Genomic DNA, 26,351 nt, shown 5'->3' with positions numbered 1-26,351 from the left:
AAAGGAGGAGTCTCTGTGGGCGTAGAAAAAATAAATATGCCGCAATTGGGCGAAAGTGTCACCGAAGGCACCATCAGCAACTGGCTGGTCCAAGTGGGAGATAAAGTCAATAAGTACGACCCGATTGCTGAAGTGATGACAGATAAAGTAAACGCAGAAGTACCTTCATCGTTTACGGGCGTTATTAAAGAATTAGTAGCTCAGGAAGGCGACACGATCGCTGTAGGAGAATTAATGTGTTATATCGAAGTAGAAGGCGGTGGCTCTGATGATGTCGGAGAAGAACCTGCCAAAAATGAACCTGCAGCGGAAGAACCGGCAGCTGAGGAAAATAAAGGCGAGGAACCAAAGAGCCAGAAGCAAGAGAAGCACGAAAACAAAGATAACACAATGAAGAAGCGTTATTCACCGGCGGTTATGCGTTTGGCGCAGGAGAATAACATCGATCTTGAACAGGTAGAGGGGACAGGCAAGGGTGGCCGAATCACTCGTAAAGATGTAGAAAAAGTGATTGCTGCTGGTGGCACGCAAGATAAAGATCCGCAAGAAACGGTACAGGAAGCACCAGCGAAAACTTCTGAACCGGCTCCCTCTAAAGCACAACCAACGCCTGCGCCTTCTAATATTAAAACGGAAGCCGGGGATAAAGAGATTCCTGTTACTGGCGTGAGAAAAGCTATTGCGCAGAATATGGTCAAATCTAAAACTGAGATTCCTCATGCCTGGATGATGGTAGAGGTCGATGTTACAGGCTTGGTCGAGTACAGAAATTCACTGAAAGATAAATTCAAAGCAGAAGAAGGCTATAGTCTGACTTTCTTTTCTTTCTTTGTCAAAGCGGTAGCCCAGGCATTGAAAGAGTACCCGCAATTGAACAGCACATGGGCTGGTGATAAGATCATCCAGCGTAAGGCGATCAACTTGAACATCGCAGTCGCTAAAGAAGATCAACTATTCGTCCCGGTCATCAAGGATGCAGATGATAAGAGCATCAAAGGGATTGCGAGGGATATCACTGACCTTGCGATGAAGGCGAGAAACGGTAAATTGACCTCCGCTGATATGGAAGGCGGTACGTTCACCGTAAACAATACTGGTTCCTTCGGTTCCGTTCAGTCGATGGGAGTCATTAATCATCCTCAGGCAGCGATTCTTCAAGTGGAATCAATCGTGAAAAAGCCTGTCATCAAAGATGGCATGTTTGCAGCTCGTGATATGGTAAACTTATGCTTGTCTCTGGACCACCGCGTCTTGGATGGGCTCGTTGCTGGCAATTTCCTGGCCCGAGTCAAAGAAATTCTGGAAAATGTGAACAAAGACAACACACCAATTTATTAAAAACAAAAACTCCCGTGAACCGATGTAGGCTCCGGGAGTTTTTTGGATTTCATGCTTTATTTTTATAGGAAGTGATATGCGATTGCAGTGATTCATCAGATCCAAATAAAAAATGCTTTTCCATATTAGGAGAATAGGTGGAATTGACAGCTTCTCTTCCAACTGTTTCTGCCACTTCACGAAGCATGCTTGGAGATGCCCCGCAACATAGTCCAAAGTAATTCACTCCGGTCTCATGTGCTTCTTTTGCCCAGGCAGCAAGTTCATATCGGTTACAATAAAGCGGGTCGAGTGAAGTTGGAAATGTAGTCTCCGTCGGTATACTGCAAGCACAGCCGCCGTCCGGCAAATTAAAGAAGGTAGGGTGCTCTTCGGTTGTTCTGTATGGAATTGGCAAAGCTCCTACATAGCCATCGACATTTTCGCGGATTTTTTCGATATGAGGCTGCATGGTTGCTGGTCCACGAAAACAGTTCATTCCTACTACTAATGCGCCATGTTCCTTCAATAAATGGCAGCCTTCTTCAACAGAATATCCATCTCGTAACACATTTTCACCCATGAGTCCAAACGTGATCACAGCAGGAAGCCCTTGCTTTTTTATTTCCTCTAAAGCTATTTTTGCTTCCTCGTAATAATAGAAAGTCTCTCCATTTACAAAGTCTACCCCTTCTTCTTTACACCAGCTGATCATTTCAGCGAACATACTGCGAACCTCTTCCTTTGAGGCTGGATCATCAGGATTGAAAAGGTTTGTATTCGATATATTCCCAGCAACGAGTGCTTCTTCTTCGGGATGTTCTTTGGCTACTTCTTTGGCCAGACGAATAGCTTGACGGTTTAAGGGCTCAAGTAGTTCTTCTTTTCCGATAATCCTCATTTTTTCACGGTGGGCATTGTAAGTAAAGGCCAGTACAACGTCTGATCCCGCTAACATATAATCCCGATAGGTTTGTTTTAATGCTTGAGGATTGTCTAAAGCTACTTCTGGCACGAATGTACCAGCCTGCAAATATCCACGACGCTCTAATTCAAATAGATAACCTTCTCCACAAATGACTGGTCCATCCTGCAAACGTTCCTCTAAACTTCTTTTTGTCATGTAACCATCCTCTCAGGGGAATTATTTTTGAAAAAATAAAAAACTCTCTTCCAATAAGAAGAGAGATTTTTTGTAACGAATCCTCATCTTATCTGCCAGATCAAGAAATCTGTAGGAATTAGCACCTTTTCCAAACGAATGTCTGAAAGGTTGCCGGGCGTCTTCGGGCCTAGTCCCTCTGCCACTCTGGATAAGAGTTATCTATGCAATTGTCCTGTATTATAAGTTGGGGAAGAAGCAGGTGTCAACCATATTTTCAGATAATTTTAAATTGATATGCAGCTTTTAGCGCCAGTTTAATTGAAAGCAAAAAAGAAAATTGATAAGATAACTTAAGAAGGTATTCTAGTTGAAAAGGGGATATACACATGGATTTTAATATTTATATGAACGATGTCGTCAATCAGGCACGTAATGAGATATCACAAGCTGGCTATAAGGAACTAACTACACCAGAAGAAGTAGATGAAGTGTTGAAGCAAAAAGGAACGACGTTGGTCATGATCAACTCCGTATGCGGCTGTGCCGGTGGTGTTGCTCGACCTGCTGCTGCACACTCTATCCATTATGATAAACGACCGGACCACCTGGTAACAGTTTTTGCTGGTCAAGATAAAGAAGCGACAGAACGTGCTCGTCAACACTTCGTCGGCTACCCACCTTCTTCCCCTTCCTTTGCGTTTTTAAAAGACGGAGAGATTGTAACGATGGTGGAGCGTCATGATATCGAAGGTTTTGAACCGATGGAAGTAGTAGGAAAGCTTCAAAACATCTTTGAGGAACACTGTGAAGAAATATGATTGAAGGAAAAAGTCCGTTACGAGGGTTTGCCTCTGTAACGGCTTTTTTTTGTTCTTCACATTCCAGTCTTATCTTGATGTTATGGGTTGTGGTTAAACCACAATTTAATAGGGGGATGTTTGTGTCAGAGACACGTTGTCAAAATGACGACAAAATCGTTACAATTTTCTTAACAGATAAAAATCTTTGGTTATTCTGTTTAACTGCAAGGAATAGAAGGAACATCTTCATTACGTTAGAGTAACTGAAGGGATGTGGTGATGTTGGAAGCCATTAGCAAAAACTTTTTCTTGTTTTTGTCAAATAACCGTATGTTGGATCGTTTAGCTAAAAAGTGGGGCCCGAAATTTGGGGCTGACAAAATAGTGGGCGGAGTGACTTTTGAGGAAGCGGTGCCGTTAATACGACACTTGAATCAACAAGGACTGCAAGTCACAGTAGATCACTTAGGTGAATTTGTTAACTCTGAACAGGAAGCCAGGAATCGTAGCCAGGAATGTATGAATACCATTAGAACCATTTCTGAAAACGCTTTAAGTTCTGAAGTTTCATTAAAATTGACATCACTTGGACTTGATATCAATGAAGATGTAGTAATGGAAAATATGGAACAAATTCTTGAAACTGCCGAAGCTCATGATGTAGTGGTAACGATTGATATGGAAGACTCCACGCGTTGTGCACAGACTTTAGACATTTATAAGCGTCTGAAAGCCAAGTATCATAACCTGGGCACTGTGATTCAATCGTATCTTTATCGTTCTGATTCCGACCTGGATAAGCTTAACGAATGTAATCCTTATCTGAGATTAGTAAAAGGTGCATACAAAGAATCTGGAAAAGTGGCATTTCCCGATAAATCAAAGGTAGATGACAACCTGAAGCATTTAATTAAAAAAAACCTTTTAAATGGTCATTACACTGCCATTGCAAGCCACGATGATAAAATCATCGACTTTACAAAAAAGTTGGCAGAAGAAGAGAAGATTCCAACGGATCAATTCGAATTTCAAATGCTGTATGGGATGAGAAACCAGACTCAGCTCGAATTAGCAAAAGAGGGGTATACAGTAAGAGTTTATCTTCCCTACGGTGACGATTGGTATGGATATTTTATGAGAAGGATGGCAGAACGACCAGCGAATATCGCCTTTGCTATCAAAGGTGTTTTCAGTAAATAAAACGATTATTTTAGGAAAAGGGGTTTTATAAATGGTAACAGCATATCGTCATGAACCATTCACAGATTTCACGGTAGAAGAGAATAAGCAGGCATTTGAAGCTGCGTTAAAGCAAGTTAAGGAAGAGCTGGGAAAAGATTATGACCTTGTCCTCAATGGGGAACGCCTTCAGACGGAGGAAAAAATCGTATCTACAAACCCTGCAGATACAAAACAGGTAGTCGGAAATGTTTCCAAAGCGAATCAGGATATTGCCGAAAAAGCGATTCAATCAGCTGCAGAAGCTTTCAAAAGCTGGAAGAAATGGGATGCAGCTTCCCGTGCAGAAATTCTTTTCCGTGCTGCTAATATTGTTCGCCGACGTAAACACGAATTTTCCGCATATCTTGTATATGAAGTAGGTAAGCCTTGGAAAGAAGCAGACGCCGATACAGCAGAAGCTATCGATTTCATGGAATATTATGGTCGACAGATGCTGGAGTTGAAAGATGGAAAGCCAGTCAATAGTCGTGATGGAGAGCACAATCGTTATGTTTACACTCCTACAGGTGTTTCTGTAGTCATTCCTCCATGGAATTTAGCGTTCGCCATCATGGCAGGTACGACGATTGCACCGATTGTTACAGGTAATACAGTTGTCCTTAAACCTGCCAGCAATAGTCCTGTCATTGCGGCTAAATTCGTTGAGGTCCTGGAAGAAGCAGGTCTGCCAAAAGGGGTTTTGAACTTTGTTCCAGGAAGTGGCGGAGAAGTCGGTGACTATCTTGTCGATCATCCAAAAACTGCATTGATTTCTTTTACAGGTTCACGTGAAGTCGGTACGCGTATCTTCAAGCGGGCAGCTGAAATCCAGCCTGGCCAGCAACATCTGAAACAAGTGATTGCAGAAATGGGCGGAAAGGATACAGTGGTCGTAGATAACGAAGCAAATCTCGACACAGCAGTAGAAGCCATCATCGTATCAGCATTCGGTTTTTCCGGTCAGAAATGTTCTTCCGGTTCCCGTGCTGTCGTGCACGAAGATGTGTATGATGAAGTTGTTGAACGAGTGAAAAAGCGTACAGAAGAACTTACTGTCGGTAATGCTTCCGAAGAAAATGTTTATATGGGACCGGTAGTCGACCAAGGAGCTTATGATAAAATTATGAGCTATATCGAAATAGGTAAAGAGGAAGGGCGTTTGGTTACTGGCGGTAAAGGAGATGATTCAAAAGGATATTTCATCGATCCTACTGTTTTTGCTGATCTTGATCCGAACTCCCGTATGCAGCAGGAGGAAATCTTCGGTCCGGTTGTCTGCTTCACAAAAGCAAAAGACTTTGACGAAGCGATTGAAATTGCGAATAACACAGAATACGGATTGACAGGCGCAGTGATTTCTAATAATCGCGTTCATCTCGACCAGGCTGCTGTAGATTTCCATGTCGGAAACCTATACTTCAACCGTAACTGTACGGGTGCAATTGTAGGTTACCAGCCATTTGGAGGCTTCAATATGTCCGGTACAGATTCCAAAGCAGGTGGTCCGGATTATCTGGCTCTTCATATGAACCCAAAGACTATTTCCGAGAAATACTAACAACAATAAAGTAAAGCAGCACTTCGCAGGAGGAGTGCTGCTTTTTCTGTTTGCACCTGTTAAATCTCCATGTTGCTGATTTTCCGGATAAGCTCCCAATTGCTGAAGACTCAGTTTCAAGATACATTGTTTCCGTTACGGTAGTAACGGTTTGGAGGGCCGGGAAATCACTCGCTTTCCATGGGCGGACGGTGAGCTTCCTCAGGCTCTGCCTTGCGGGATCTCACCATGTCCTATCCTCCCATTGGAGTCTCGCAATTTCCCGGCCCTCCTTGCGTTTGTAAGACTAACGGAAACATCGATATGCGGAACCACCATCTTAACAGCTGAAAAGAGCTTATGTCCTGAATCATTGAGCTTTTCATGCAGAAAATGTGGAAGATATCTTCTCACAACGTAGGGTTCGTTCGTCAAAATATGGATAAGGTGGCGGGGAAACGGTGAGACTCCCGTGGGAGAAGGGGCTAGGCGAGACCCCACAGGTCGTGAAACGGCCGAGGAGGCTTGCCAGCCTCCCCCACAGGAAAGAAATGAATGCGTAATCGCCTTGGGAGACACGACACGCATAAGCAGAACAGCAAAAGGGAAGTGTTCTTTCTTCCCGTTGATGGGCTGCTTATGTCGCGAGTGTCTAGGCGATGAAGCTGGAAAGCGAATCGTTTCCCAGCTACCCTTTCCCCTGTCTCGGTAACGAACCCAAATTACTTTGAAACTGAGTCTTCCACAATTCGGCCATATAATTGAATAGCCTATGATTGGCACTTCATTCTCCAGCAGCATAAAGGGTTCTTCTTTCGATTTCCCGATAAAGTCGCTATAATAGGCAATAACTTACACTATACGAATAGCACGGGGAAGGTTTGAAGATACCTTGAATATAAAAGAACTCATTTTTGAAACAGAAGATATTCATAAGGTTACCGAATTGATCAGTTCCAAATTGGTGAAACCGGTAATCATTGAGAATAAAAACTTTGAACTTGTTTCCTATAGCGCATCTGTCGATCAGTTTGATCAGACCCAACAGAAGACGATCCTTTCAAAAAAATGCCCGATTTTTATCATCGATCGTTTAAAGAAAGAGGGTATCGTCCAACGTCTACAGAAGCAGCCGACACCTATCCGGGTACAGCCGATGGAGGAACTGGGTTTTTACCAAAGGATTGTTATTTCAGCTAAACATCTCGGCCAAACAATGGGCTACGTGTGGGTACAGGAGTCTGATACGCTTCTTAATGAAGAAGAATTGAAATTTTTACAAGAAATCACCCCGCATCTTGGCAAGTTGGTTTATGACACTTATGCCAAAGCGAATGCGAAAGAAGGGCGCCGGGAGGAATTATTATGGAAGGTGCTTCAGCATGAATACGGAAGTGAAAATCAATTTCGTCATGAAGCAGCCCTGGCTAAGTTGACGTTGCCACAAAGATTTTCCGTAATGGCATTTTCGATCTCTGATCCGCAAGATAAATTCCGATTAGACTATTTGGAAAAAGGCCTCGAGAGTTTTTATCTAAGACGGAAAATACAGCTTTTAAAATCCGACTTTCAAATAGTGCTTATTGTTCACGGGGAAGCTGAACAAGAATTTTCTTCCCGTAATTTGGCGCGGAAATTTATTGAAGAAGTAAAACATATTGCTGGTACAGATGCTTTTTATCGTTTTCTCATTGGTGTGGGGAAAGAGTATACCTCTTTGATTCATATGAGAAAAAGTTTCCTCGAAGCGCTTGAAGTTATTGAAACAGCAAATTTCCTTACCCCACGGCCGGAATCGATGCCACGGGAATTTTCTAAATTAGGTGTCTACCGCTACCTGGCAACCTTATATGAAAAAAACAGTTCAGAAGATTATTTCAGCGAGGATTTGCTTAGGCTGATCAAAAAAGATATGGAAAAGCAGACGGATTTACTTGGAACGCTTGAAGTTTATCTTGCCAATAATGGGAAAGGTAAGCAGACTGCATCTGATTTGTATATTCACCCTAATACACTGAATTACCGGATTAAACAAATCCTGGACCTTACGAATATCGATTTTAATGACTTTAATATGAAGAGCTATCTATATACAGAGTTATTACTGCTCAATAATGTACCTGCCTACCACGAACGTTATAAAGAAGCGGCAGAAAAAGGTGCGGGTCTTTGAATATGATGTTTTCAGATAAGCGTGGACATGATATGATACATTACTGTTTCAGTACACCAAGGAAGAGGAGTCACCTATCGTGAAAATCGGATATCGCACGATAAAGACAGCAATAGGCACACCCATCGCTATATGGATTGCCCAGCTGATGAGCCTGGATAATTTTGCATCTGCTGGTATTCTGACTATTTTATGTATCCAAGTGACCAGAAAGCGATCGATTTTGTCTGCCTGGCACCGTTTTGCGGCATGTATAGTGGCCATGTTTTTTTCCTATCTATTTTTCGAAACGCTCGGGTATAACCCTATTTCAATTGGACTCATGCTATTTTTATTCATTCCGACTACAGTAAAGCTGAAGATTTCTCCAGGGATTGTTACGAGTTCCGTAATTATTCTTCACTTATATGGCTCAAAGGGGATTGATATCGGTGTTATTACCAATGAATTGCTATTAATTATAGTAGGGATTGGTACGGCTTTGATATTGAACCTTTATATGCCAAGTATGGATAAAAAATTATACGAGTACCAGGAAAAAATTGAACACAACTTCACTGTGATTTTAAGAGAGCTCGCCACTTATTTGCGTGAAGGCGATAATGACTGGTCAGGCAGGGAATTGACAGAGACGGCTGAGCTTCTGGAAGAGTCCAAAACGATGGCGTTCCGTGATGTAGAGAACCACTTGCTCCGCTCGCATAATCAACATTATCATTACTTTAATATGCGCCTTAAACAATTTGAGCTGCTTGAAAGAATGCTGCCGCTGGTCAGCCGTATTTCCGGTCCTTATAAACATTCTATTACAATCGCAGAATTCTTCGAGGAGCTTGCAGAGGCCGTGCATCCTGGAAATACTGCTGTCATTTACTTACAGCAAATCCAGTCATTGAGGAAGGAATTCCGGGAAGATTCCCTACCGGAATCACGGGAAGAATTTGAAGTGAGAGCAAGCTTATTCAATTTACTGAATGAAATTGAGCAATATTTAATCATTAAACGTTCCTTTAAAAAAAGTGATGTATAGAAGGTTTAGCGAAGAGGGGAAGCTAACCAAAAAGGAGCAATCAATATGAAGATCTTTCTGTTGTTTCTTATCCTCTCTGTTACTCCTCCCTATAGTCCGGAAATAGCTGAACCGTTCGTGATTGTCAACAAAGCGACTAATCAGCTGGCGTTTTTTGAGAAGGGAAAGCTCGAAGAAGTTTATACAGTGGCCACCGGAGCAACGGAGGAACTTACACCAACCGGTTTATTTACCATCACTGTAAAAGCGAAAGATCCTTATTACCGTAAAAAGAATATACCCGGAGGAGACCCTGAAAATCCATTAGGGTCCAGGTGGATCGGTTTTGATGCAAAAGGAACAGATGGCCGTATCTATGGTATTCATGGTACCAATCAGCCTTCCTCGATAGGGAAAAATGTTTCACAGGGATGTATCCGTTCCTATAATAATCAAGTAGAAGAGCTGTATGAACGGGTTCCGATCGGGACCAAAATACTGATTGTGGAAGATAATGGAGATTTTTTAAGTGTATATGAAAATCATGTGAAAAAGAATATTAAAAATCGATTGCAATAAGAAAAGCGGAGCTGCCTCGTTTCGGCACAGCTCCGCTTTTGTATTAGCATTTTCGTTATAGGGTCTGGCAATTGCTATTGCTTTAGACCTTTCTTATAGAAACATGCCTGCTCCGGCTAATAGAGATGAAAGTACCATAGATAGAATCATGATGTAAATAATGATTTTCATGCGTCGTTCACGCTTTGACTGCTTTCGGGCCAAGGTTGTTACCTCCTTTATCCGTCCTGAGGATGTCCTGAAGAATTTGGACATGCGTTAACTGTATTTTACATGTAAATGATAAATTGGACAAGAGCGGGAAAGTATTTCAAAATAGAATTATGAATGCTTGCAAAAATTTGAAAAATTATGTTGTACTTTTTGGTTTTTTGCTGAAAAATTGTTTAATTGTCTGATAAGCTAGTAAGGAAGATAGTAGTTAGGGAGAAGGAGGTTATTAAATGAGTGAACAATCAAAATATCATGAGCAAGAACAGCAATGGAAAACAGATGTGGAGAAAACCACGAAGCGGTTTCCGGAACGCAAAGAGGAATTTATAACAAGTTCAGAGATACCTATAGACCGACTGTATACACCGGAGGAGAATCCTGGCGAAACTTATGAAGATAAATTAGGTTTCCCTGGCCAATATCCCTATACTCGCGGTATCCAGCCGACCATGTATCGAAGCAGGTACTGGACTATGCGGCAGTATGCAGGGTTTGGATCTGCTGAAGAAACCAATAAAAGATTCCGTTATTTATTAGAGCAAGGACAGACGGGGTTATCCGTCGCATTCGATCTTCCAACTCAGATTGGGTATGATTCCGATGATCCAATGGCGGAAGGGGAAGTCGGAAAAGTTGGTGTAGCCATCGACACATTGAAGGACATGGAACAGCTGTTTGATCAGATTCCACTCGATAAAGTCAGTACATCTATGACCATCAATGCACCTGCCTCTATTTTGCTTTGTATGTACATAGCTGTGGGAGAAAAGCAAGGCGTACCGATGGAGAAGCTTACAGGGACGATTCAGAACGATATTCTCAAAGAATATATCGCAAGAGGGACATATATTTACCCGCCAAAACCATCCATGCGTTTAATTACGAATATTTTCGGATACTGCCAGACGCATGTGCCGAAATTCAATACCATCAGTATCTCTGGCTATCATATTAGGGAAGCTGGTTCCACAGCAGTCCAGGAAGTCGCGTTTACGATTGCCAATGGCATGGCATATGTTGATGCCGCCATCGAGTCGGGACTTGAAGTCGATCAGTTTGCGCCAAGGCTCGCTTTCTTTTTCAATGCACATAATCAATTCTTCGAAGAAGTGGCGAAATTCAGAGCAGCACGCCGTATCTGGGCGAAAATCATGAAAGAGCATTATCAAGCAGAAAATCCAAAAAGCTGGAAACTGCGCTTCCATACCCAGACTGGTGGATCGACACTTACTGCGCAGCAGCCGGATAACAATATTGTACGTGTTACTCTGCAAGCGCTTGCAGCTGTCATGGGAGGGACGCAGAGCCTTCATACTAATTCTCGTGATGAAGCTTTAGCTCTTCCAACAGAAGATTCTGCTCGTATAGCGCTAAGAACCCAGCAGATCATTGCTAATGAAAGCGGTGTCGCTGATACGATTGACCCTCTTGGAGGCTCCTATTATGTGGAGTCATTGACCGATAAGATCGAGGAAGAAGTCAATGACTACCTCGAGCGAATCGATAAATTAGGAGGAGCAGTCCAAGCGGTGGAAGATGGATATATGCAACGGGAAATACATCAGTCTGCATATGATGCTCAAAAAAAGATCGAATCAGGCGAAGATATCATCGTAGGAATGAACGAATTCCGCATCGAAGAAGAAATTAATCCTGATTTGCTACGGGTAGATGAAGCTTTGGAAGCACATCAAATCGAACAGACAAAGAATATCAGAGAAACAAGGGACCAGCAGCTGGTCGATGATTGCCTTAATAATTTGAAAGAAGCAGCCAGGCATGAGAATGAAAATTTAATGCCGTACATTCTTGAAGCTGTCAAAGCTTACGCAACCGTCGGTGAAATTGCTAATGTACTAAGGGAAGAATTCGGTGAGTATACGGGGATGTAGAAGGGGGAGTACTGTCTTGAAAAAACAAATACGTGCATTAATAGCTAAGCCAGGTTTAGATGGACACGATCGTGGTGCATTGATCATTGCCCAGGCATTGAGAGACCATGGGATGGAAGTGATTTATACTGGATTAAGACAATCGCCAGTGCAGATTGCCCAGGCCGCCATTCAGGAAGATGTCGATGTCGTAGGATTATCTTCCCTGTCAGGGGCACATAAATCTTTGTTTCCAAAGGTTGTACAAGCATTGAAGGATAAAGGTGCGGAAGATATTCCTGTCATTGGAGGCGGAGTTATTCCTGCTGAGGATATCCCTTATCTGGAAGGACAGGGAGTGGCTAAGATATTCACTAGTGGTACGCCGACAGAAGAAATCGCTAAATATATTGAAAAAATGGTCGATCCGGAAGAAAGCCTGGTTGCTGCACCAAAGAAAATCGCCCACATAGGAATTGCAGTCAAGCAATTAGAAGCGGCGCTTCCGTTTTATCAGGATGTGCTCGGGTTGAAGCTTGAAAATGTGGAGGAGGTAACTTCAGAACAGGTGAGGGTGGCTTTTCTCAAGATCGGGGAAACTAGACTTGAGCTGCTTGAACCGCTGAATGAGGAATCCCCTATTCATCAGCATATTGAAAAACGAGGGGAAGGAATCCATCATCTGGCATTGGAAGTCGATGATATTTCCGAACGCTTAAAACAATATAAAGAGAGCGGTGTAGCATTGATTCATGATACGCCAAAAGCAGGGGCACATGATAGCCAAATTGCATTCCTTCACCCGAAAGCCGGACACGGCGTTTTATATGAATTATGTCAGTACAGAGAAAAGGAGTGAAGCTTCGATGGATATTTATGATAAAATCAGTGAGCTTTATGATAAACGCAGACAGACAGAACTTGGTGGCGGAGATGAGCGGATAGAAAAACAGCATGCCAAAGGAAAGATGACAGCACGAGAGCGCATCGATTATATGCTGGATGAAGGCACTTTCATCGAATTGAACCCATTTATGGAACATCGTGGTGACAGCTTTGGGATGAATGGTCAGCCTGCCCCGGGGGAAGGTGTAGTAACAGGGTTCGGTAAGATTGATGGAAGGGATGTTTATCTGTTTGCGCAGGATTTCACTGTCTTTGGGGGAGCACTTGGTGAAATGCACGCTAAAAAGATTGCAGCAGTCATGGATCTGGCAGTGAAAAATGGTACGCCTTTCATAGGTTTGAACGACTCCGGCGGTGCCCGTATCCAGGAAGGGGTTTCATCCCTTGATGGCTATGGCCATGTTTTTTATAGAAACTCCATTTACTCTGGTGTCATACCACAGATTTCTGTCATTATGGGTCCATGTGCTGGTGGCGCTGTCTATTCTCCAGCTATTACTGACTTTGTCATCATGGTGGAAGAAACGTCTCAAATGTTCATTACCGGACCAAAGGTGATCGATACCGTTACCGGAGAGCAAATATCTTCTGAAGATCTTGGAGGGGCGTATGTCCATAACTCAAAAAGTGGTAATGCTCATTTAAAGACACAGGACGAAGAAACAGCGCTCGATGCTGTACGTCAGCTGGTCAGCTACCTTCCTTCCAATAATGAACAAAAGCCCCCGGTAATGGAACTGGAAGAAAAGGACGATTACTGTCCGGATATTACCGATAAAATACCATTCGATCCGATTCGTCCCTATGATGTCCGTGTTGTTATCGATGAGGTGGTCGACTCTGGTTCTTTCTTTGAAATCCATAAAGATTTTGCTAAAAACATTGTAGTTGGGTTCGCACGGTTGAAAGGACAAACCATAGGTCTGGTCTGTAATCAGCCGAAGTATATGGCTGGCGGACTCGATATCGATTCCAGCGACAAAGCGGCACGGTTCATCCGATTCTGTGATTCATTCAATATACCAATCATAACTTTTGAAGATGTCACTGGATTCTTCCCGGGGATCAAACAGGAGCATGGCGGTATTATTCGCCATGGAGCGAAGATTTTATACGCTTATTCAGAAGCTACCGTGCCTAAACTTACGGTCATAACCCGCAAAGCTTATGGTGGTGCTTATGTCGCTTTAAACAGTAAGTCGATCGGTGCTGACCTGGTATATGCATGGCCGAACGCGGAAATCGCGGTTATGGGGCCTGAAGGTGCAGCGAATATCATTTTTGCGAAAGAAATCAAGGAAAGTGAAAATCCGGAAGAAACGAGAAAAATGAAGATCAGCGAATACCGGGAGCGTTTCGCTAACCCTTATGTCGCTGCATCGCTCGGAATGGTCGATGATGTGATCGATCCTCGTGAAACCAGGAAAACCTTAATCCAGGCATTGGATATGCTCAAGAACAAAAAGGAAGAACGGCCGAAAAAGAAACACGGCAACATTCCTCTATAAAAGCTGCTGGCAGCCTGTAAACTGCTTCCGTTGACAGTTTCAGGCTGTTCCGCTAACGTACTAATTGGAGCGTACATAAAGGAGGACATACGAATGGCAACTGTAAACAAAGAACGTCTTCTTGAAGAGTTTCTGGAATTGGTCCAGGTCGATTCCGAGACAAAAGACGAAGCAAAAATCGCTAAAGTACTGAAAAAGAAATTTACGGATCTTGGTTTGGAAGTACTTGAGGATGATGCGCGTAATCAGACAGACCATGATGCCAACAACCTGATTTGTAACCTTAAAGGGACCAAGGATGGCGTGGATACGATTTATTTTACTTCCCATATGGATACTGTAGTTCCAGGTAATAGTGTCACTCCATCTGTAAAAGATGGATACATCGTAACAGACGGTACCACAATTCTCGGGGCAGATGATAAAGCTGGACTGGCGGCCATGCTTGAAGCTATCCGTGTGTTGAAAGAAAACAATATCGAACATGGGGACATTCAGTTTGTCATTACCGTAGGGGAAGAAAGCGGGCTTGTCGGTGCCAAAGCACTTGATACTTCCTTGTTGAAAGCAAAGTATGGATATGCGATTGACAGCGACGGTAAGGTCGGCAATATCATTGTTGCCGCCCCGACACAGGCAAAAGTGAATGCCATCGTAAAAGGGAAGACAGCTCATGCAGGCGTGGCGCCAGAAAAAGGCGTATCTGCGATTACACTGGCTGCTAAGGCGATCGCAAAGATGCCACTTGGACGAATCGATGATGAAACGACTGCTAATATCGGACGTTTTGAAGGTGGAAAGCAGACGAACATTGTATGCGACCATGTGGAAATATTAGCAGAAGCCCGTTCCCTTGTTCCTGAAAAAATGGAAGCTCAAGTAGAAAAGATGAAACAGGCTTTCCATGACACAGCTAAAGAAATGGGCGGTGATGTAGACGTTGAAGTGACCGTTATGTATCCCGGCTTTAAACATCAGGCAGGCGACAAGGTAGTGGAAGTAGCTCGCAGTGCTGCTAGTCATATCGGGCGCGACAGTGAATTGCTTCAGAGCGGTGGCGGCAGTGATGCGAATATCATCGCAGGTCATGGCATCCCGACAGTTAACCTGGCAGTAGGATACGAAGAAATCCATACGACGAATGAACGCATGCCGGTCGCTGAGCTCGAGAAAGTGGCAGAGTTTGTGACTGCAATCATTCAGGAAGCGGCAAAAGCATAAATCCAATGAATCGATCATGGTTAATAAGCATGATCGATTTTTTTTGTTAAATGACTCACCCCGGGTCCTCCAGATTTTGGAGGACCCGGGGTACATCCCGGAGTCGAAGTTATTTGCTTTCTCATGATATAATTGAAGAACAAAAGTTCGTAAAGGAAGGATTGCCATGTCAAAATGGTACCCGAAAAATGGCAGGGTCATTTTTCATGTAGATATGAATAGCTTCTATGCCTCTGTTGAGATGGCATTCGATCCAAGTTTAAAAGGGAAACCGTTAGCGATTGCCGGGAATCCTGAAGAACGGAAGGGGATTGTCGTCACAAGCAGTTATGAAGCAAGGAAACACGGGGTGAAGACGACAATGCCTTTATGGGAAGCAAAACGGCATTGTCCTGACTTGATTGTCATGCGCCCAAATTTCGATAGGTATCGTACGGCCTCAAAAGAAATGTTTAAAATCCTGGCGGAGGTAACGGAAATGATACAGCCCGTATCGATTGACGAAGGCTATATGGACATCACCGCCTGTGAGCATCTTGGATCCCCGCTTGAAATAGCTGACCGGATACAGCAAAGAATTGCTGAAGAGCTTGACCTGCCATGCAGCATCGGAATCGCACCGAATAAGTTCCTTGCCAAAATGGCTTCTGACATGAAAAAGCCAATGGGCATCACTGTGCTTAGAAAGCGTGATCTGCCTAAAAAATTATGGCCGTTACCAATCGAAGACATGTATGGCGTAGGGGAAAAAACTGCAGAAAAGCTTCGAAGCTATAAGATAGAAACGATAGGTGACCTGGCTAATTATGATGTCTTTAAACTCAAACAACTGCTGGGTGTAAATGGAGAACGATTGAAAAATCGGGCCAACGGACAAGATAACCGGCCTGTTGACCCGGATGCTGTTCATGAATTCAAAAGTATCGGGACATCGACTACGCTGGCACAAGATACGACCGATGATATGGAGATCCACCAGGTGCTGAGAAGACTTGCAAATAAAGTAGCTGCCCGTATGAGTGGCAAGAAAGTACTGGCGAGAAACGTACAGTTAATGATTCGCTATCATGATTGGAAGAATGTCACAAGAAGCAGACAGTTAAATGATTATATCCATACTTCGGATGATATCTTTCACATTGCCTCGAGGTTGTTTGATGAGCATTGGAACCAGGAACCTGTCAGGCTGCTCGGTATAACTGCTGGAGATTTGGCAGAACAGAAAGAAGTGACCCAGCAGTTGGATATATTCAATTATCAACAATATGCAGAAAAAGAAAAACTGTATAAAACGATTGATGATCTGACCGAACGCTATGGCAAGAACCCGTTCCAGGATTTATCCAGCACGGTGAATGGGTCTCACAAAGTCAGCACCAGTTTTCAAAAAGACTTTTTAGATGATTATAAGAAATAATATTAATTGTACAGAATATTTATCCCGGCAGCCGGAATGGTGGGAGCAGACGATGGGAACAACAAAACAGATATACTTGGCGTAATCCTGAACGATGTATAGAATTCGCTTAAGGTTTCTCAATAGCTTTATACAACACGAACAGGGTTCCGTTCAGGTCATTTGCACATGACTCCCCAGCTGAGGAAAATCCCATTCTTTCGTAGTAAGCTTGTGCTTTCGCTGGTGCCATACACCAAAGGAATTCGACATTGCCGTGATATAGGATGCGGTTCGCTTTGTGTAATAGTGTTGTACCTATTCGCAGTTCCTGGTCTGGATCCTCTACTGCGAGCCCTTTGATGCGGATTTGTTTATGGGAGGGGATGGCATCTGTTGTCTCCATGTAAAAAGATGCAACCCCTGCCAGTTTCCCATTTTCAAATGCGCCTAAATGAAAAGTGGTCTCATGCTGATCTCCTTGATATGGAAGGTCTTCTATGTTTTGGCTGTTCCTTTGCTCTTTTTGCCGCAGTTTATACGTATCTTCAGCTGTAATTTCTTTTACGGTTATCACCCATCTTCCTCCTTATCCTCTATTTTTTGCAACCAAGTTAGAGTTATTTTCCTGCACCAAGGTGGGAATTGTAAATTTAGAAGTTTCTTCTTTTATTCCACGAATGCAGATAACCGTGGCGGGTGTATCGTACTACTTCTGGATTGCTCATAAGCATATGCAAGTGCCAGGAGCTTCGATTCTTGAAAAGCCGTACTGGTCAGTGTCAAACCAACCGGCTGCCCTTTAGATTCCGTAAAGCCTGCCGGAACGGTTATAGAAGGATAACCTGCCATCGCGGCGATACCTGCACCGAGGTTATTGGCAAACAGAAGTGCATCTAACTTATGTTCGTTTACTACTCGGTCGATACCCTCTGCCTGGGAGTATTTGATATCATCCAAACGATCACGAATGTATTCCTCTTCTGTTAAATGCCCGCTTTTTTCTTCAGAAGCCATCAGCAGAGTTTGTCCATACTTAAGCATAATGTCAGCATGAGTGTGGTTGAACTCGATTAATTCTTGCAGGGAGTGCACTGGCAGATGGGGAGAGCAGTCAGCTAAATAGGCATTGAGACCATTTTTAAACTCATGGAAAAGAACACTGGAGTCTCTGGCTTTTTCACGGATATGCACTTCTATTATTTCTCCGCCTTGCTTAAGGATATCTTGCATGGCATTGTCTATAACCTTATTTTCTTCAGCATCTAAGCCTTCCAGATAGCTGCGATCAATTCCTATTCGTGCAGCTTCCAGCGCATTGGAATGGAGGGATGAAGTGTAATTACGAGAGGACTTACCCGGTGTCATTTTAGTTGCCGGGTCGTTAACGTCCATCCCGGTAAGAATTTCCAGTAACAATGCGGCATCATAAACAGTCCTTGTAATTGGGCCGGCGGTGTCCTGGCTGTGTGCAATCGGAATGATGCCTGCTCGACTAATCAATCCGACAGTAGGTTTTACACCCACTACAGCATTGCTGCTGGCTGGGCTGAGAATCGATCCGCTTGTTTCTGTTCCAATCCCTCCAGCGGCGAATTGCGAAGCAACAGCAGCTGCTGAACCTGAACTGGATCCACCGACATCGAGTTGGCCTGGACCATATGGATTGAGGACTTGACCACCGCGGGAGCTATAACCATTTGGCATCCCCTCTGTCATAAAGTTCGCCCACTCCGTTAAATTAGCCTTTCCCAAAATGATAGCGCCAGCCTGGCGCAGCTGTTTTACAACAAAGGCATCCATAGAGGCATAGTGATCCTTCAGGGCTGCCGAACCAGCACTTGTGTGCATTTTATCACCAGTATCAATATTATCTTTGACGATAATCGGAATGCCGTGGAGAGGGCTTCTGATGTCCTGCTGTTTCCTTTCAATATCGAGTGCTTCTGCCATATGTAAGGCGTCCGGATTGATTTCCAATATGGAATTGATATGTATCCGGCTTTGGTCATATTGGGAGATGCGATCCAGATAAGTCATTACGATATCTTTTGCGCTTATTTGGCCATTAGTCATCGCTTGCTGCATTTCGTTTATACTTTTAAAGAAAGATTCCAATTTAAAATCTCCTTCCGTTTATGTAGCCTATGGTTAGTCTATCAAAAGATGGAAGATAATGCTTCCAGCTGGACTTGAGATAGGAAATAGTGGCTATTGCAGGAATTTTAAAGAACAAAAGCGAATGAAGCAACTGGAGATGAAAAATAGAGTGGCAATCCAAATGAAAAAAGGGGGAATTGGGTGACAAAACAAAGTATAGAAGTGAAGGGAATAGAAGTAGACGCTGCTACCCGTTGTCGTCACTATCATAGTGAAGTCGATATCATCGCTATCAAGTTTCATTGCTGTGAGGAATATTATGCTTGCTTCTATTGTCATAAAGAGAACGCCGATCATCAAGAGACAAAGTGGCCCCGGGACCAATGGGAGGAACAAGCTATCCTATGCGGAAATTGCAGCCGGGAATTGACAATCAACGAATATATGTCCGTTTCTGAATGCCCGGAATGCAAGCATCCTTTTAATGAAAGATGCAGCTTCCATTATCCATTATATTTTGACATGAAAAAGTAAATATAAACTGCAAAAAAGCAGTCGGTGAAAAAACCGACTGCTTTACATATATGATCAACCTGTGTTGCGAAGGCCTGCCGCAATACCACTGATGGTAAGGAGTACTTCGGTAAGCAGGCTATCTTCTCTGCTGTCTGTTTCACGTAACTCTTTAATCAATTCAACCTGTAAGAAGTTCAATGGGTCGACATAAGGATTACGCAGACGTACAGAATCCTGGATGGTCACTTGTTTATCCAGGAGTTCCTGATCCCCACTGATTTTCAGAAGTATATCTTTGGTTTTATTATATTCATCCACAATGTCATTGTAGATTCTTTCGCCCAGTTCTTTATCATTCACGAGCGATTTGTATTGATCGGCGGTCTGAATATCAGCTTTCATCAATGCCATTTGCAGGTTATCGATCGTTGAACGGAAGAACGGCCAGTTTTCATACATTTGCTGTAATGTTTCAAGATGGGTGTCACTTTGCTCAGCATAGCTTATCAGACCAGAACCTGCAGCATACCAGGCAGGAAGCAGCTGGCGGTTCTGTGTCCAGGCGAATACCCATGGAATCGCACGCAAGTTCTCAAATTTAGAACTGTCTTTCCGCTTCATCGGGCGGGAACCGATATTCAACTCACTGATTTCTTTCAATGGTGTCGCTTCATTGAAATAGGTAAGGAAGTCTTCATCACCAAATACCAGTGATTGATATTTTCTAAGCGATACTTCCGAGATCTCTTCCATCGCTTTTTCCCATGTTGCTTCCCGGTGGTGACCTTGTTCCGACTCCATTGAAACTTGTGCTGCACCTTCAACAAGAGTAGAAGCTGCCTGTTCGAGGCTTCGGTAGGCGATATCGCGGATAAGGTAGCGGGAAGACAATACTTCTCCTTGTTCCGTGATTTTAACGCCATCTCCCAATGTTTCGGCAGGCTGGGATAAGATGCTGCGGTTCAATGGTCCGCCTCCTCGCCCTAAAGACCCGCCGCGGCCATGGAAAAATTTGAGTCCAACATTGTATTCCTTCGCCATATCATGGATCTCCTGCTGCGCTTTGTAAAGTTTCCAGTTGGCAGTCAGCGTGCCACCGTCTTTGCTCCCATCGGAATAGCCTAACATGACTTCCTGATGGTTGTTGAGCTGGCCAAGATGCTTTCGGTATGCATCCATCTCGAATAAGGTTTTCAGAATCTCAGGACCTGCAATCAAATCATCTACCGTTTCCAGTAAAGGAGCGACATTCAAGTTACTTTCGACACTGCCATCTGGATGGAGGCGGTAGATGCCTGCTTCTTTGGCAAGGACGAGCACTTCCAGAAGGTCACTGGCTGATTCTGTCATACTGATGAGATAGACCTCGATGGCACGATCCCCGAATTCACGGTGAGCTTCACGGATTAGCTTAAAAACCTTCAGCATTTGCTGCGTTTCCTCAGAATAATCTTCATCCAGCAATGTAATTGGTCGAGGATCACCCAGAATACCCTCCAGCACTTTGATTTTTTCCTTTTCGCTTAAGGAAGTATAATCTTCACAGATATTGACTTTTTGAAGGATTTCCGAAATTGCAGCTTCATGTTCGCCGCTATGATTTCTGATATCCAGCGTCGCCAGATGGAAGCCGAATAACTGAACCTGACGGACGAGCTTACGAAGCATCTTCAGTTCCCGTTGATTTGGCTGATGATTTTTTACACTTCTTTGAATCATATATAAGTCGTCCAACAGTTGGTCAGCGGAATCGTAGCCTATATCCGTTCTTCCTACATTTCGCAGACGTTCTAAAATGATTGCGAATTTCCTTCGATACATTTCTTTTTCGACACGCCATCTCTTATCAGCTGGAATCACCGCTTCTTCTTTTTCGATAGATGCCAGCAATTCATCTGTGATGGTAACGATCTTCGTAGAGTGGCTGAAACGTTTCATCAGTTCAACCAGAACTTCCTCATACTTATCCAGTACCAGTTCTCTATGGTTCTTAAGTGTGTTCCAAGTGATATCCGGAGTTACGTTCGGGTTACCGTCACGGTCTCCTCCTATCCATGAACCGAAACGGAGGAAGTTAGGTATTTCCCATTTCTGGTCTGGGTAATTTTCTTCCAAACGGTCTTCTAATTCCTGGTGGATATCTGGCAGCACATCAAATAAAGTTTCATCAAAATAGTACAAGCCATTTCTCACTTCATCCATGACCGTTGGTTTACGCTCACGCAACTCATCTGTCTGCCATAGGACCGTCACTTCATTCATTAAGCTGTCTTGTAATTGTTCCTTTTCATGTGCTGTCAGTTGAGGGTTGTCCAGCTGTTGCAAAATAGTAGCGATCCGTTTTTGGATTTCCAAAACGGTTCGTTTCGTCGCTTCGGTGGGATGTGCGGTTATGATCAGCTCTAAAGATAATTGATCGAGAACATCCTGAATCACAGAACTTGAAATATCGTTTTTGCGTAGCGAGTCGACTGCACTCTCTAAGGAGAATGGCTGTACCCCATGATCTTCGCGTAGCTGGTACTCACGGCGCCGGCGAACACGATGGTTCTGCTCAGCAATGTTAACTAAATGGAAATAAATTGAGAATGCGCGGATGACTTGGGAGCGCATCGGAGGATGGAGGTTTTCAATCTCTTGTTTCAAATTTTGATATGCGGTTTCGCCCGGGTTGCTTCTCAGTTCTTTTGAGTATTGGCGGATTGTTTCTACTTTCTCGAATAATTTTTCTCCACCATGGTGCTTCAAAAGGTCACCAAGCATATTCCCCAGTTCACTTACGTCGCGTCGTAAGGGAACAGTATGATCATTGGTTTGACTAGTTGTGTTCATAATTTCACCTTCCTGTAAAATCTTAGTTATGACGACCGTTTATGGTCGACGTATGGTTTCTTATGTTATCAGAATTTTTAGGATAGTCAAATTTACTAACCTGATAGGTTATCACCAACATAGTTTGCTGAAAGTTTAAACTATCAAAATTTTTAATGATCCTCCACCATTAAGCTTATAATTGGTAAATAATTTAAGAAAAAGTAAAAAAGTGCTTCTCAAATGAGAAATATTACTATATACTTTAACTGTACTAACGATACTAATACAGTTAATACGGTTTCGGATCGGAGGGAAAAGGCCATGTTTGATTTAGATTTACGTAGCAGAAAACCGATCTACGAACAATTAGTCGATAAGTTCAAAGAACTGATCATGAAAGAAGTATTGCAAGCTGATGAAAAACTTCCTTCTGTGAGGACATTAGCCAGACAAATGACAATCAACCCTAATACCATCCAAAAAGCCTACCGGGAGCTCGAATCGCAAGGATACATCTATTCTTTGAAAGGGAAAGGGAGCTTTGTCCAGGCATCTTCTGAAAAAGTCAGTCAGGAAGAACTTCTCAAAGTACAGGAAAAGTTGAAAGCAGCTATTTCAGAAGCCCTTTATCTTGGGATGAAACGTGTAGATATAGAACTGCTGCTTGATGAAATAGTGGAAATGACAGGGGGAGGAATACGTGATGATAAAGCTTCAGGAAGTAACGAAGACTTTTCATAAACAGCAAGTGCTGCATGATATAACATTTCAAATAAAAGGAGGGTCGATTTACGGCCTATTAGGCTCTAATGGAGCCGGGAAGACAACCCTGCTTAAAATCATTGTCGGCATTTTAAAGCAAGAGCAGGGAAGTGTACAGATCGAAGGACAGCAGGTGTTCGAAAACATCGATGTGAAAAAACAGATGATTTTCATTCCTGACAGCCTTTATTTTTTCCCGCATTATACGATTGAACAGATGGCAAAATTCTATCAGAATATCTACCCTTCCTGGAATCAGGAGCGATTTGTGGAGCTCAGGGAGGTATTTGGACTCAATATCAAAAAAAAGGTCAGTCAATTTTCGAAAGGTATGCGCAGACAGGTAGCTTTTTGGCTCGCTTTATCTGCTATGCCGGCTATCCTCGTGCTGGATGAGCCATTCGATGGATTGGATCCGGTGGTTAGAAGGAAAGTGAAGAACCTGCTGATCCAGGATGTTGCTGACCGGAAAATGACCGTAATAATTTCTTCTCATAACCTGAGAGAGGTGGAGGATATTTGTGATTATGTAGGTATATTGCATGAGGGCTCCATCTTACTGGAAAAGGATTTGGATGAACTGAAAGCGGATATTCATAAAGTTCAGATCGCCTTCAGGAACCATGTTCCTGCAGCATTGAAGAACGAGTTGTCCATTCTTCATGAAGAAAAGCGCGGGAGTGTCCGCCTGTGGATTGTCAGAGGAGCGGAAACAGAAGTTTCAAAAAAAATCGAATCTTACCAGCCTATCGTCTATGATTTGCTGCCGCTTACATTGGAAGAAATTTTTGTCTATGAAATGGGAGGTGCCGGTTATAATGTGGAAAACATCCTCGTTTAAGAAGGAAGTGACAAAACAGAACTTCAGAAGCGTTGGCTGGATCGGGATCATTTACTTGATCGGATTACTATTCGCCATGCCGCTCCGAATAATGATGGAGTTGTCCAGCGATCGTCCGTTTCAATTCTTTCATGAAAACGGGTTATTCCAGATCAATTTTGAAATCCAGCAGGTAATGATAATTATCATACCTGTTTTACTTGGGGTCTTTCTGTTCCGCTACCTGCAAGTGAAAGAAACGTCAGATTTTGTACATAGTCTGCCGCTTAAGCGTACGGAACTCTATCATAATAACGTTTGGAATGGAGTTGTCATTCTGGTGACGCCCATTATCATCAATGCTGCGTTGATGGCGATCCTCTATATCAGTTTTGATTTATCTTATGTGTATACCTGGGAGGACATCTGGTACTGGCTTGGCGGAACACTCAGCGTCACGCTGCTGTTATTTTTTGCTGCAATATTTGTTGGGATGGTCACAGGTCTGACTGCAGTCCATGGCGTCCTGACCTATATCATGCTGCTATTCCCAGCTGGAATCACTGTACTGCTTTACTTTGCTATGAACCAGTTCTTATATGGATTTTCTGAAAACTACTATATGGATCAGAATCTGGAACAGCTTTCTCCTCTCGTCGATACACTGAATTTATACCACGCCTCCTTTCCGGCATCACGTATGTACATCTACCTGGCTATTGGTGCTGTGCTTTACGGGCTGGCACTGAAAATCTATCAGCATCGGAATATGGAGATGGCAGGGCAGGCAATCGTTTATGGAGTGCTCAGGCCGATCTTCAAATATGGGCTTACGCTTTGTATGATGCTTGTCGGCGGATTGTATTTCCATAACCATGATACTTCGTGGATGCTTTTCGGTTATATGGCAGGGGCGGTGCTCGGTTATGCGATTGCGGAAATGGTTCTGCAAAAGACTTGGCGGGTGTTTGATGCCTGGAAAGGGTTCATCGGTTACGCTGCAGCTGCAGGACTTGTCTTTTTACTGTTGCAGTTCGATCTTACCGGGTTTGAACAGCGGGTTCCTGCTGCGGCCAACATCGAGCGTGTTTTTATAGAAGACGGCTCACATAGCTACCAGAGTAACCATCCGTACAATGAGTCCGGTTATTTGAATAAAAGCGAAAACATCCAGGCTGTAACGAAATTGCATAAGCAAGTCGTTTCATCCGGTTCAGATGAGTATCAGACTGGTAGAAGAAATCTCTTTCTTGCTTATGAGATGAAAAGCGGCGAGACAATGGTAAGAGAATACATGATTCCTGAACAGGACTACCAGGCTTACTTAGAGCCGATCTATGAATCTCTTGAATATAAAGCATTGAAGTATCCTGTTATGAATGTGGATCCTCAAAATATCGACTTGATCAGGTTTTACACCGATTCAGCCCGACCGGATGAACTGGTGGTCGGTGAACCGGATGAGATTGAAACATTGATGTCCCGTTTAAAACAGGATTTGCAGGCGGAAACCTACGAAGACATGATCCCTTCCCTGGGGGATCGCGGAGATATCAGCTTTATGCTGGAAAGTGGGATGGAGATATATATCCCAATGAAACGCTCCTACGACCAGCTGAATGAATGGCTGAAACAAAAAGGGCTGTATGAAGAAGCAGTATTGACAGACGAGGATGTCTCCAAGGCAGTGATTGTTCATCAAAATGAGCCGGGTGGTCCGATTTTCAACGAATTCAAATCAGCTGCTGCCTCCAATGAACATGTCTGGACTGTAAAAGACAACAAAAAAATCAAATTGCTGTTAAACAGTAAGGAATATCAGGGACAGGGCGGATATTTTGTTGGTATATACCCTAAAGGTGGAGAGCCGATGATCTATCGGATATCCGAAGATTTAGTAGCGAGAGTGGTCAATTAAGTTAGAGAGAGGGGATTCCTGTGGAAGGTCTGGCATATGAAGAAATTTTTACCACTAATTATCAGAAAGTTTATGGTGCGGCATTACGTGTAGTCAAGAACCCCTATCTTGCAGAAGAAGCTGCTCAGGAGGCTTTCATAAAAGCATACAACAACAGAGAAAAGCTGGAGGATATCAATAAATTGGCAGCCTGGCTTGGTCAGATTGCCACAAGGACAGCGATAGATATATGGAGAAAAGAAAGAAAGAAGCTGATGGTCCCACTTGATGACTTGATCGAAGGCAGTCATCAAGCTGCCATCGGGTCTGATGGAGTGGATAAAGAAGTGGAACAATTAATCAGTCACCATCAACTGATGGAAGAACTTAAACACCTTGCTCCGAAGCTTCATGTGGTATTTATGATGAAATACTTTCACGGAATGAAAGAAGTTGACATAGCCGAGCACCTGGAAATTTCCATTTCTGCGGTAAAATCAAGAGCATATCGAGCCAGAATGTCCTTAAAGAAGAGACTGAGTCAGAAGGGCAGCACGTTGTCAACTTCCTAAAAATATAGAAGAAG

The 26,351-nt window shown here is 43.3% G+C and carries 22 protein-coding genes and 1 riboswitch; of the genes, 17 read left to right on the top strand and 5 right to left on the bottom strand.

Features of this window, described 5'->3' with window-relative positions:
- Nucleotides 1–15: 15 nt before the first annotated feature.
- Nucleotides 16–1,338 (top strand): dihydrolipoamide acetyltransferase family protein, encoded by a 1,323-nt coding sequence (locus P855_RS0108345; protein WP_028783145.1) that lies wholly within the window; start codon nucleotides 16–18, stop codon nucleotides 1,336–1,338.
- A 49-nt stretch (nucleotides 1,339–1,387) separates the two neighbouring features.
- On the opposite strand, the gene P855_RS0108340 is transcribed toward P855_RS0108345, so the two are convergent.
- Nucleotides 1,388–2,440, bottom strand: coding sequence for a homocysteine S-methyltransferase family protein (locus P855_RS0108340; protein WP_028783144.1), 1,053 nt, complete (start codon nucleotides 2,438–2,440; stop codon nucleotides 1,388–1,390).
- An 85-nt stretch (nucleotides 2,441–2,525) separates the two neighbouring features.
- Nucleotides 2,526–2,637: riboswitch (SAM riboswitch) on the bottom strand.
- A 165-nt stretch (nucleotides 2,638–2,802) separates the two neighbouring features.
- Between P855_RS0108340 and P855_RS0108335 the strand changes: the two genes are divergently transcribed.
- The 6 genes from P855_RS0108335 to P855_RS0108305 all read left to right on the top strand — a co-directional run bounded on the left by P855_RS0108335 (nucleotide 2,803) and on the right by P855_RS0108305 (nucleotide 9,741).
- Nucleotides 2,803–3,240 carry a BrxA/BrxB family bacilliredoxin gene (locus tag P855_RS0108335; RefSeq protein ID WP_028783143.1) on the top strand — a complete coding sequence of 146 codons (438 nt, stop codon included), beginning with the start codon at nucleotides 2,803–2,805 and terminating at the stop codon, nucleotides 3,238–3,240.
- Between the two features lie 264 nt (nucleotides 3,241–3,504).
- The gene (locus P855_RS0108330; RefSeq protein ID WP_028783142.1) at nucleotides 3,505–4,422 is read left to right on the top strand and encodes a proline dehydrogenase family protein; all 918 of its coding nucleotides are present in this window, start codon (nucleotides 3,505–3,507) and stop codon (nucleotides 4,420–4,422) included.
- 31 nt (nucleotides 4,423–4,453) lie between these two features.
- Nucleotides 4,454–6,001 (top strand): L-glutamate gamma-semialdehyde dehydrogenase, encoded by a 1,548-nt coding sequence (gene pruA, locus P855_RS0108325; protein ID WP_028783141.1) that lies wholly within the window; start codon nucleotides 4,454–4,456, stop codon nucleotides 5,999–6,001.
- A gap of 871 nt (nucleotides 6,002–6,872) precedes the next feature.
- Nucleotides 6,873–8,153, top strand: a complete 1,281-nt coding sequence (locus P855_RS20690) for a PucR family transcriptional regulator (RefSeq protein ID WP_037985728.1) — start codon at nucleotides 6,873–6,875, stop codon at nucleotides 8,151–8,153.
- A gap of 76 nt (nucleotides 8,154–8,229) precedes the next feature.
- Nucleotides 8,230–9,183, top strand: coding sequence for an aromatic acid exporter family protein (locus tag P855_RS0108310; protein WP_028783139.1), 954 nt, complete (start codon nucleotides 8,230–8,232; stop codon nucleotides 9,181–9,183).
- A gap of 45 nt (nucleotides 9,184–9,228) precedes the next feature.
- Nucleotides 9,229–9,741 carry a L,D-transpeptidase gene (locus P855_RS0108305; protein ID WP_028783138.1) on the top strand — a complete coding sequence of 171 codons (513 nt, stop codon included), beginning with the start codon at nucleotides 9,229–9,231 and terminating at the stop codon, nucleotides 9,739–9,741.
- A 93-nt stretch (nucleotides 9,742–9,834) separates the two neighbouring features.
- On the opposite strand, the gene prli42 is transcribed toward P855_RS0108305, so the two are convergent.
- Nucleotides 9,835–9,945, bottom strand: a complete 111-nt coding sequence (prli42, locus tag P855_RS22055) for a stressosome-associated protein Prli42 (protein WP_235062620.1) — start codon at nucleotides 9,943–9,945, stop codon at nucleotides 9,835–9,837.
- Nucleotides 9,946–10,184: 239 nt separating this feature from the next.
- Here prli42 and P855_RS0108295 point away from each other — a divergent pair, with 239 nt between their 5' ends.
- The 5 genes from P855_RS0108295 to P855_RS0108275 all read left to right on the top strand — a co-directional run bounded on the left by P855_RS0108295 (nucleotide 10,185) and on the right by P855_RS0108275 (nucleotide 16,877).
- The gene (locus P855_RS0108295) at nucleotides 10,185–11,846 is read left to right on the top strand and encodes an acyl-CoA mutase large subunit family protein (RefSeq protein WP_028783137.1); all 1,662 of its coding nucleotides are present in this window, start codon (nucleotides 10,185–10,187) and stop codon (nucleotides 11,844–11,846) included.
- Between the two features lie 16 nt (nucleotides 11,847–11,862).
- A complete protein-coding gene (gene mce / locus P855_RS0108290) occupies nucleotides 11,863–12,684 on the top strand; it encodes a methylmalonyl-CoA epimerase (RefSeq protein ID WP_028783136.1) in 822 nt (273 codons plus the stop codon).
- Between the two features lie 7 nt (nucleotides 12,685–12,691).
- Nucleotides 12,692–14,239 (top strand): acyl-CoA carboxylase subunit beta, encoded by a 1,548-nt coding sequence (locus P855_RS0108285; protein ID WP_028783135.1) that lies wholly within the window; start codon nucleotides 12,692–12,694, stop codon nucleotides 14,237–14,239.
- 93 nt (nucleotides 14,240–14,332) lie between these two features.
- Nucleotides 14,333–15,460 (top strand): M20/M25/M40 family metallo-hydrolase, encoded by a 1,128-nt coding sequence (locus P855_RS0108280; protein WP_028783134.1) that lies wholly within the window; start codon nucleotides 14,333–14,335, stop codon nucleotides 15,458–15,460.
- A gap of 166 nt (nucleotides 15,461–15,626) precedes the next feature.
- Nucleotides 15,627–16,877: a DNA polymerase IV gene (locus P855_RS0108275; protein WP_028783133.1), complete on the top strand. Its 1,251-nt coding sequence runs from the start codon at nucleotides 15,627–15,629 to the stop codon at nucleotides 16,875–16,877.
- A 109-nt stretch (nucleotides 16,878–16,986) separates the two neighbouring features.
- On the opposite strand, the gene P855_RS20685 is transcribed toward P855_RS0108275, so the two are convergent.
- Nucleotides 16,987–17,433 carry a GNAT family N-acetyltransferase gene (locus P855_RS20685; protein ID WP_051353120.1) on the bottom strand — a complete coding sequence of 149 codons (447 nt, stop codon included), beginning with the start codon at nucleotides 17,431–17,433 and terminating at the stop codon, nucleotides 16,987–16,989.
- 92 nt (nucleotides 17,434–17,525) lie between these two features.
- The gene (locus P855_RS0108265) at nucleotides 17,526–18,944 is read right to left on the bottom strand and encodes an amidase family protein (protein ID WP_051353168.1); all 1,419 of its coding nucleotides are present in this window, start codon (nucleotides 18,942–18,944) and stop codon (nucleotides 17,526–17,528) included.
- Between the two features lie 213 nt (nucleotides 18,945–19,157).
- On the opposite strand from P855_RS0108265, the gene P855_RS0108255 reads away from it, so the two are divergent.
- On the top strand, nucleotides 19,158–19,490 hold the full coding sequence (locus P855_RS0108255) for a CHY zinc finger protein (RefSeq protein ID WP_152526201.1): 333 nt from the start codon (nucleotides 19,158–19,160) through the stop codon (nucleotides 19,488–19,490).
- A 54-nt stretch (nucleotides 19,491–19,544) separates the two neighbouring features.
- Here the strand turns inward: P855_RS0108255 and ppc are convergent, their stop codons facing one another.
- Nucleotides 19,545–22,304, bottom strand: coding sequence for a phosphoenolpyruvate carboxylase (gene ppc / locus P855_RS0108250; protein ID WP_028783130.1), 2,760 nt, complete (start codon nucleotides 22,302–22,304; stop codon nucleotides 19,545–19,547).
- A gap of 303 nt (nucleotides 22,305–22,607) precedes the next feature.
- Between ppc and P855_RS0108245 the strand changes: the two genes are divergently transcribed.
- Genes P855_RS0108245 through P855_RS0108230 form a run of 4 tightly spaced genes read left to right on the top strand, consistent with a single transcriptional unit; the run spans nucleotide 22,608 to nucleotide 26,337 of the window.
- Nucleotides 22,608–23,027, top strand: a complete 420-nt coding sequence (locus P855_RS0108245; RefSeq protein ID WP_028783129.1) for a GntR family transcriptional regulator — start codon at nucleotides 22,608–22,610, stop codon at nucleotides 23,025–23,027.
- On the top strand, nucleotides 22,990–23,889 hold the full coding sequence (locus P855_RS0108240; protein ID WP_028783128.1) for an ABC transporter ATP-binding protein: 900 nt from the start codon (nucleotides 22,990–22,992) through the stop codon (nucleotides 23,887–23,889). The genes P855_RS0108245 and P855_RS0108240 overlap by 38 nt, the downstream gene beginning before the upstream one ends.
- Nucleotides 23,867–25,786, top strand: coding sequence for a DUF6449 domain-containing protein (locus P855_RS0108235; protein ID WP_028783127.1), 1,920 nt, complete (start codon nucleotides 23,867–23,869; stop codon nucleotides 25,784–25,786). The genes P855_RS0108240 and P855_RS0108235 overlap by 23 nt, the downstream gene beginning before the upstream one ends.
- 20 nt (nucleotides 25,787–25,806) lie before the next feature.
- Complete coding sequence (locus P855_RS0108230; RefSeq protein WP_028783126.1) at nucleotides 25,807–26,337, top strand: RNA polymerase sigma factor; 531 nt, start codon at nucleotides 25,807–25,809, stop codon at nucleotides 26,335–26,337.
- Nucleotides 26,338–26,351 lie beyond the last annotated feature (14 nt).

Origin of the sequence: Thalassobacillus devorans MSP14 (assembly GCF_000496835.1) — a bacterium.
GTDB classification, from domain to species: Bacteria; Bacillota; Bacilli; order Bacillales; family Halobacillaceae; genus Thalassobacillus; species Thalassobacillus devorans_B.
This window is presented reverse-complemented; position numbering and strand designations above follow the sequence as displayed.

Coding starts and splice junctions, on each gene's coding strand:
- P855_RS0108245 (WP_028783129.1), top strand. CDS start 22,608: ATGTTTGATTTAGATTTACGTAGCAGAAAACCGATCTACGAACAATTA.
- P855_RS0108265 (WP_051353168.1), bottom strand. CDS start 18,944: ATGCAGCAAGCGATGACTAATGGCCAAATAAGCGCAAAAGATATCGTA.
- P855_RS0108235 (WP_028783127.1), top strand. CDS start 23,867: ATGTGGAAAACATCCTCGTTTAAGAAGGAAGTGACAAAACAGAACTTC.
- pruA (WP_028783141.1), top strand. CDS start 4,454: ATGGTAACAGCATATCGTCATGAACCATTCACAGATTTCACGGTAGAA.
- ppc (WP_028783130.1), bottom strand. CDS start 22,304: ATGAACACAACTAGTCAAACCAATGATCATACTGTTCCCTTACGACGC.
- P855_RS0108285 (WP_028783135.1), top strand. CDS start 12,692: ATGGATATTTATGATAAAATCAGTGAGCTTTATGATAAACGCAGACAG.
- P855_RS0108240 (WP_028783128.1), top strand. CDS start 22,990: ATGATAAAGCTTCAGGAAGTAACGAAGACTTTTCATAAACAGCAAGTG.
- P855_RS0108340 (WP_028783144.1), bottom strand. CDS start 2,440: ATGACAAAAAGAAGTTTAGAGGAACGTTTGCAGGATGGACCAGTCATT.
- P855_RS0108275 (WP_028783133.1), top strand. CDS start 15,627: ATGTCAAAATGGTACCCGAAAAATGGCAGGGTCATTTTTCATGTAGAT.
- P855_RS0108305 (WP_028783138.1), top strand. CDS start 9,229: ATGAAGATCTTTCTGTTGTTTCTTATCCTCTCTGTTACTCCTCCCTAT.
- P855_RS0108295 (WP_028783137.1), top strand. CDS start 10,185: ATGAGTGAACAATCAAAATATCATGAGCAAGAACAGCAATGGAAAACA.
- P855_RS0108280 (WP_028783134.1), top strand. CDS start 14,333: ATGGCAACTGTAAACAAAGAACGTCTTCTTGAAGAGTTTCTGGAATTG.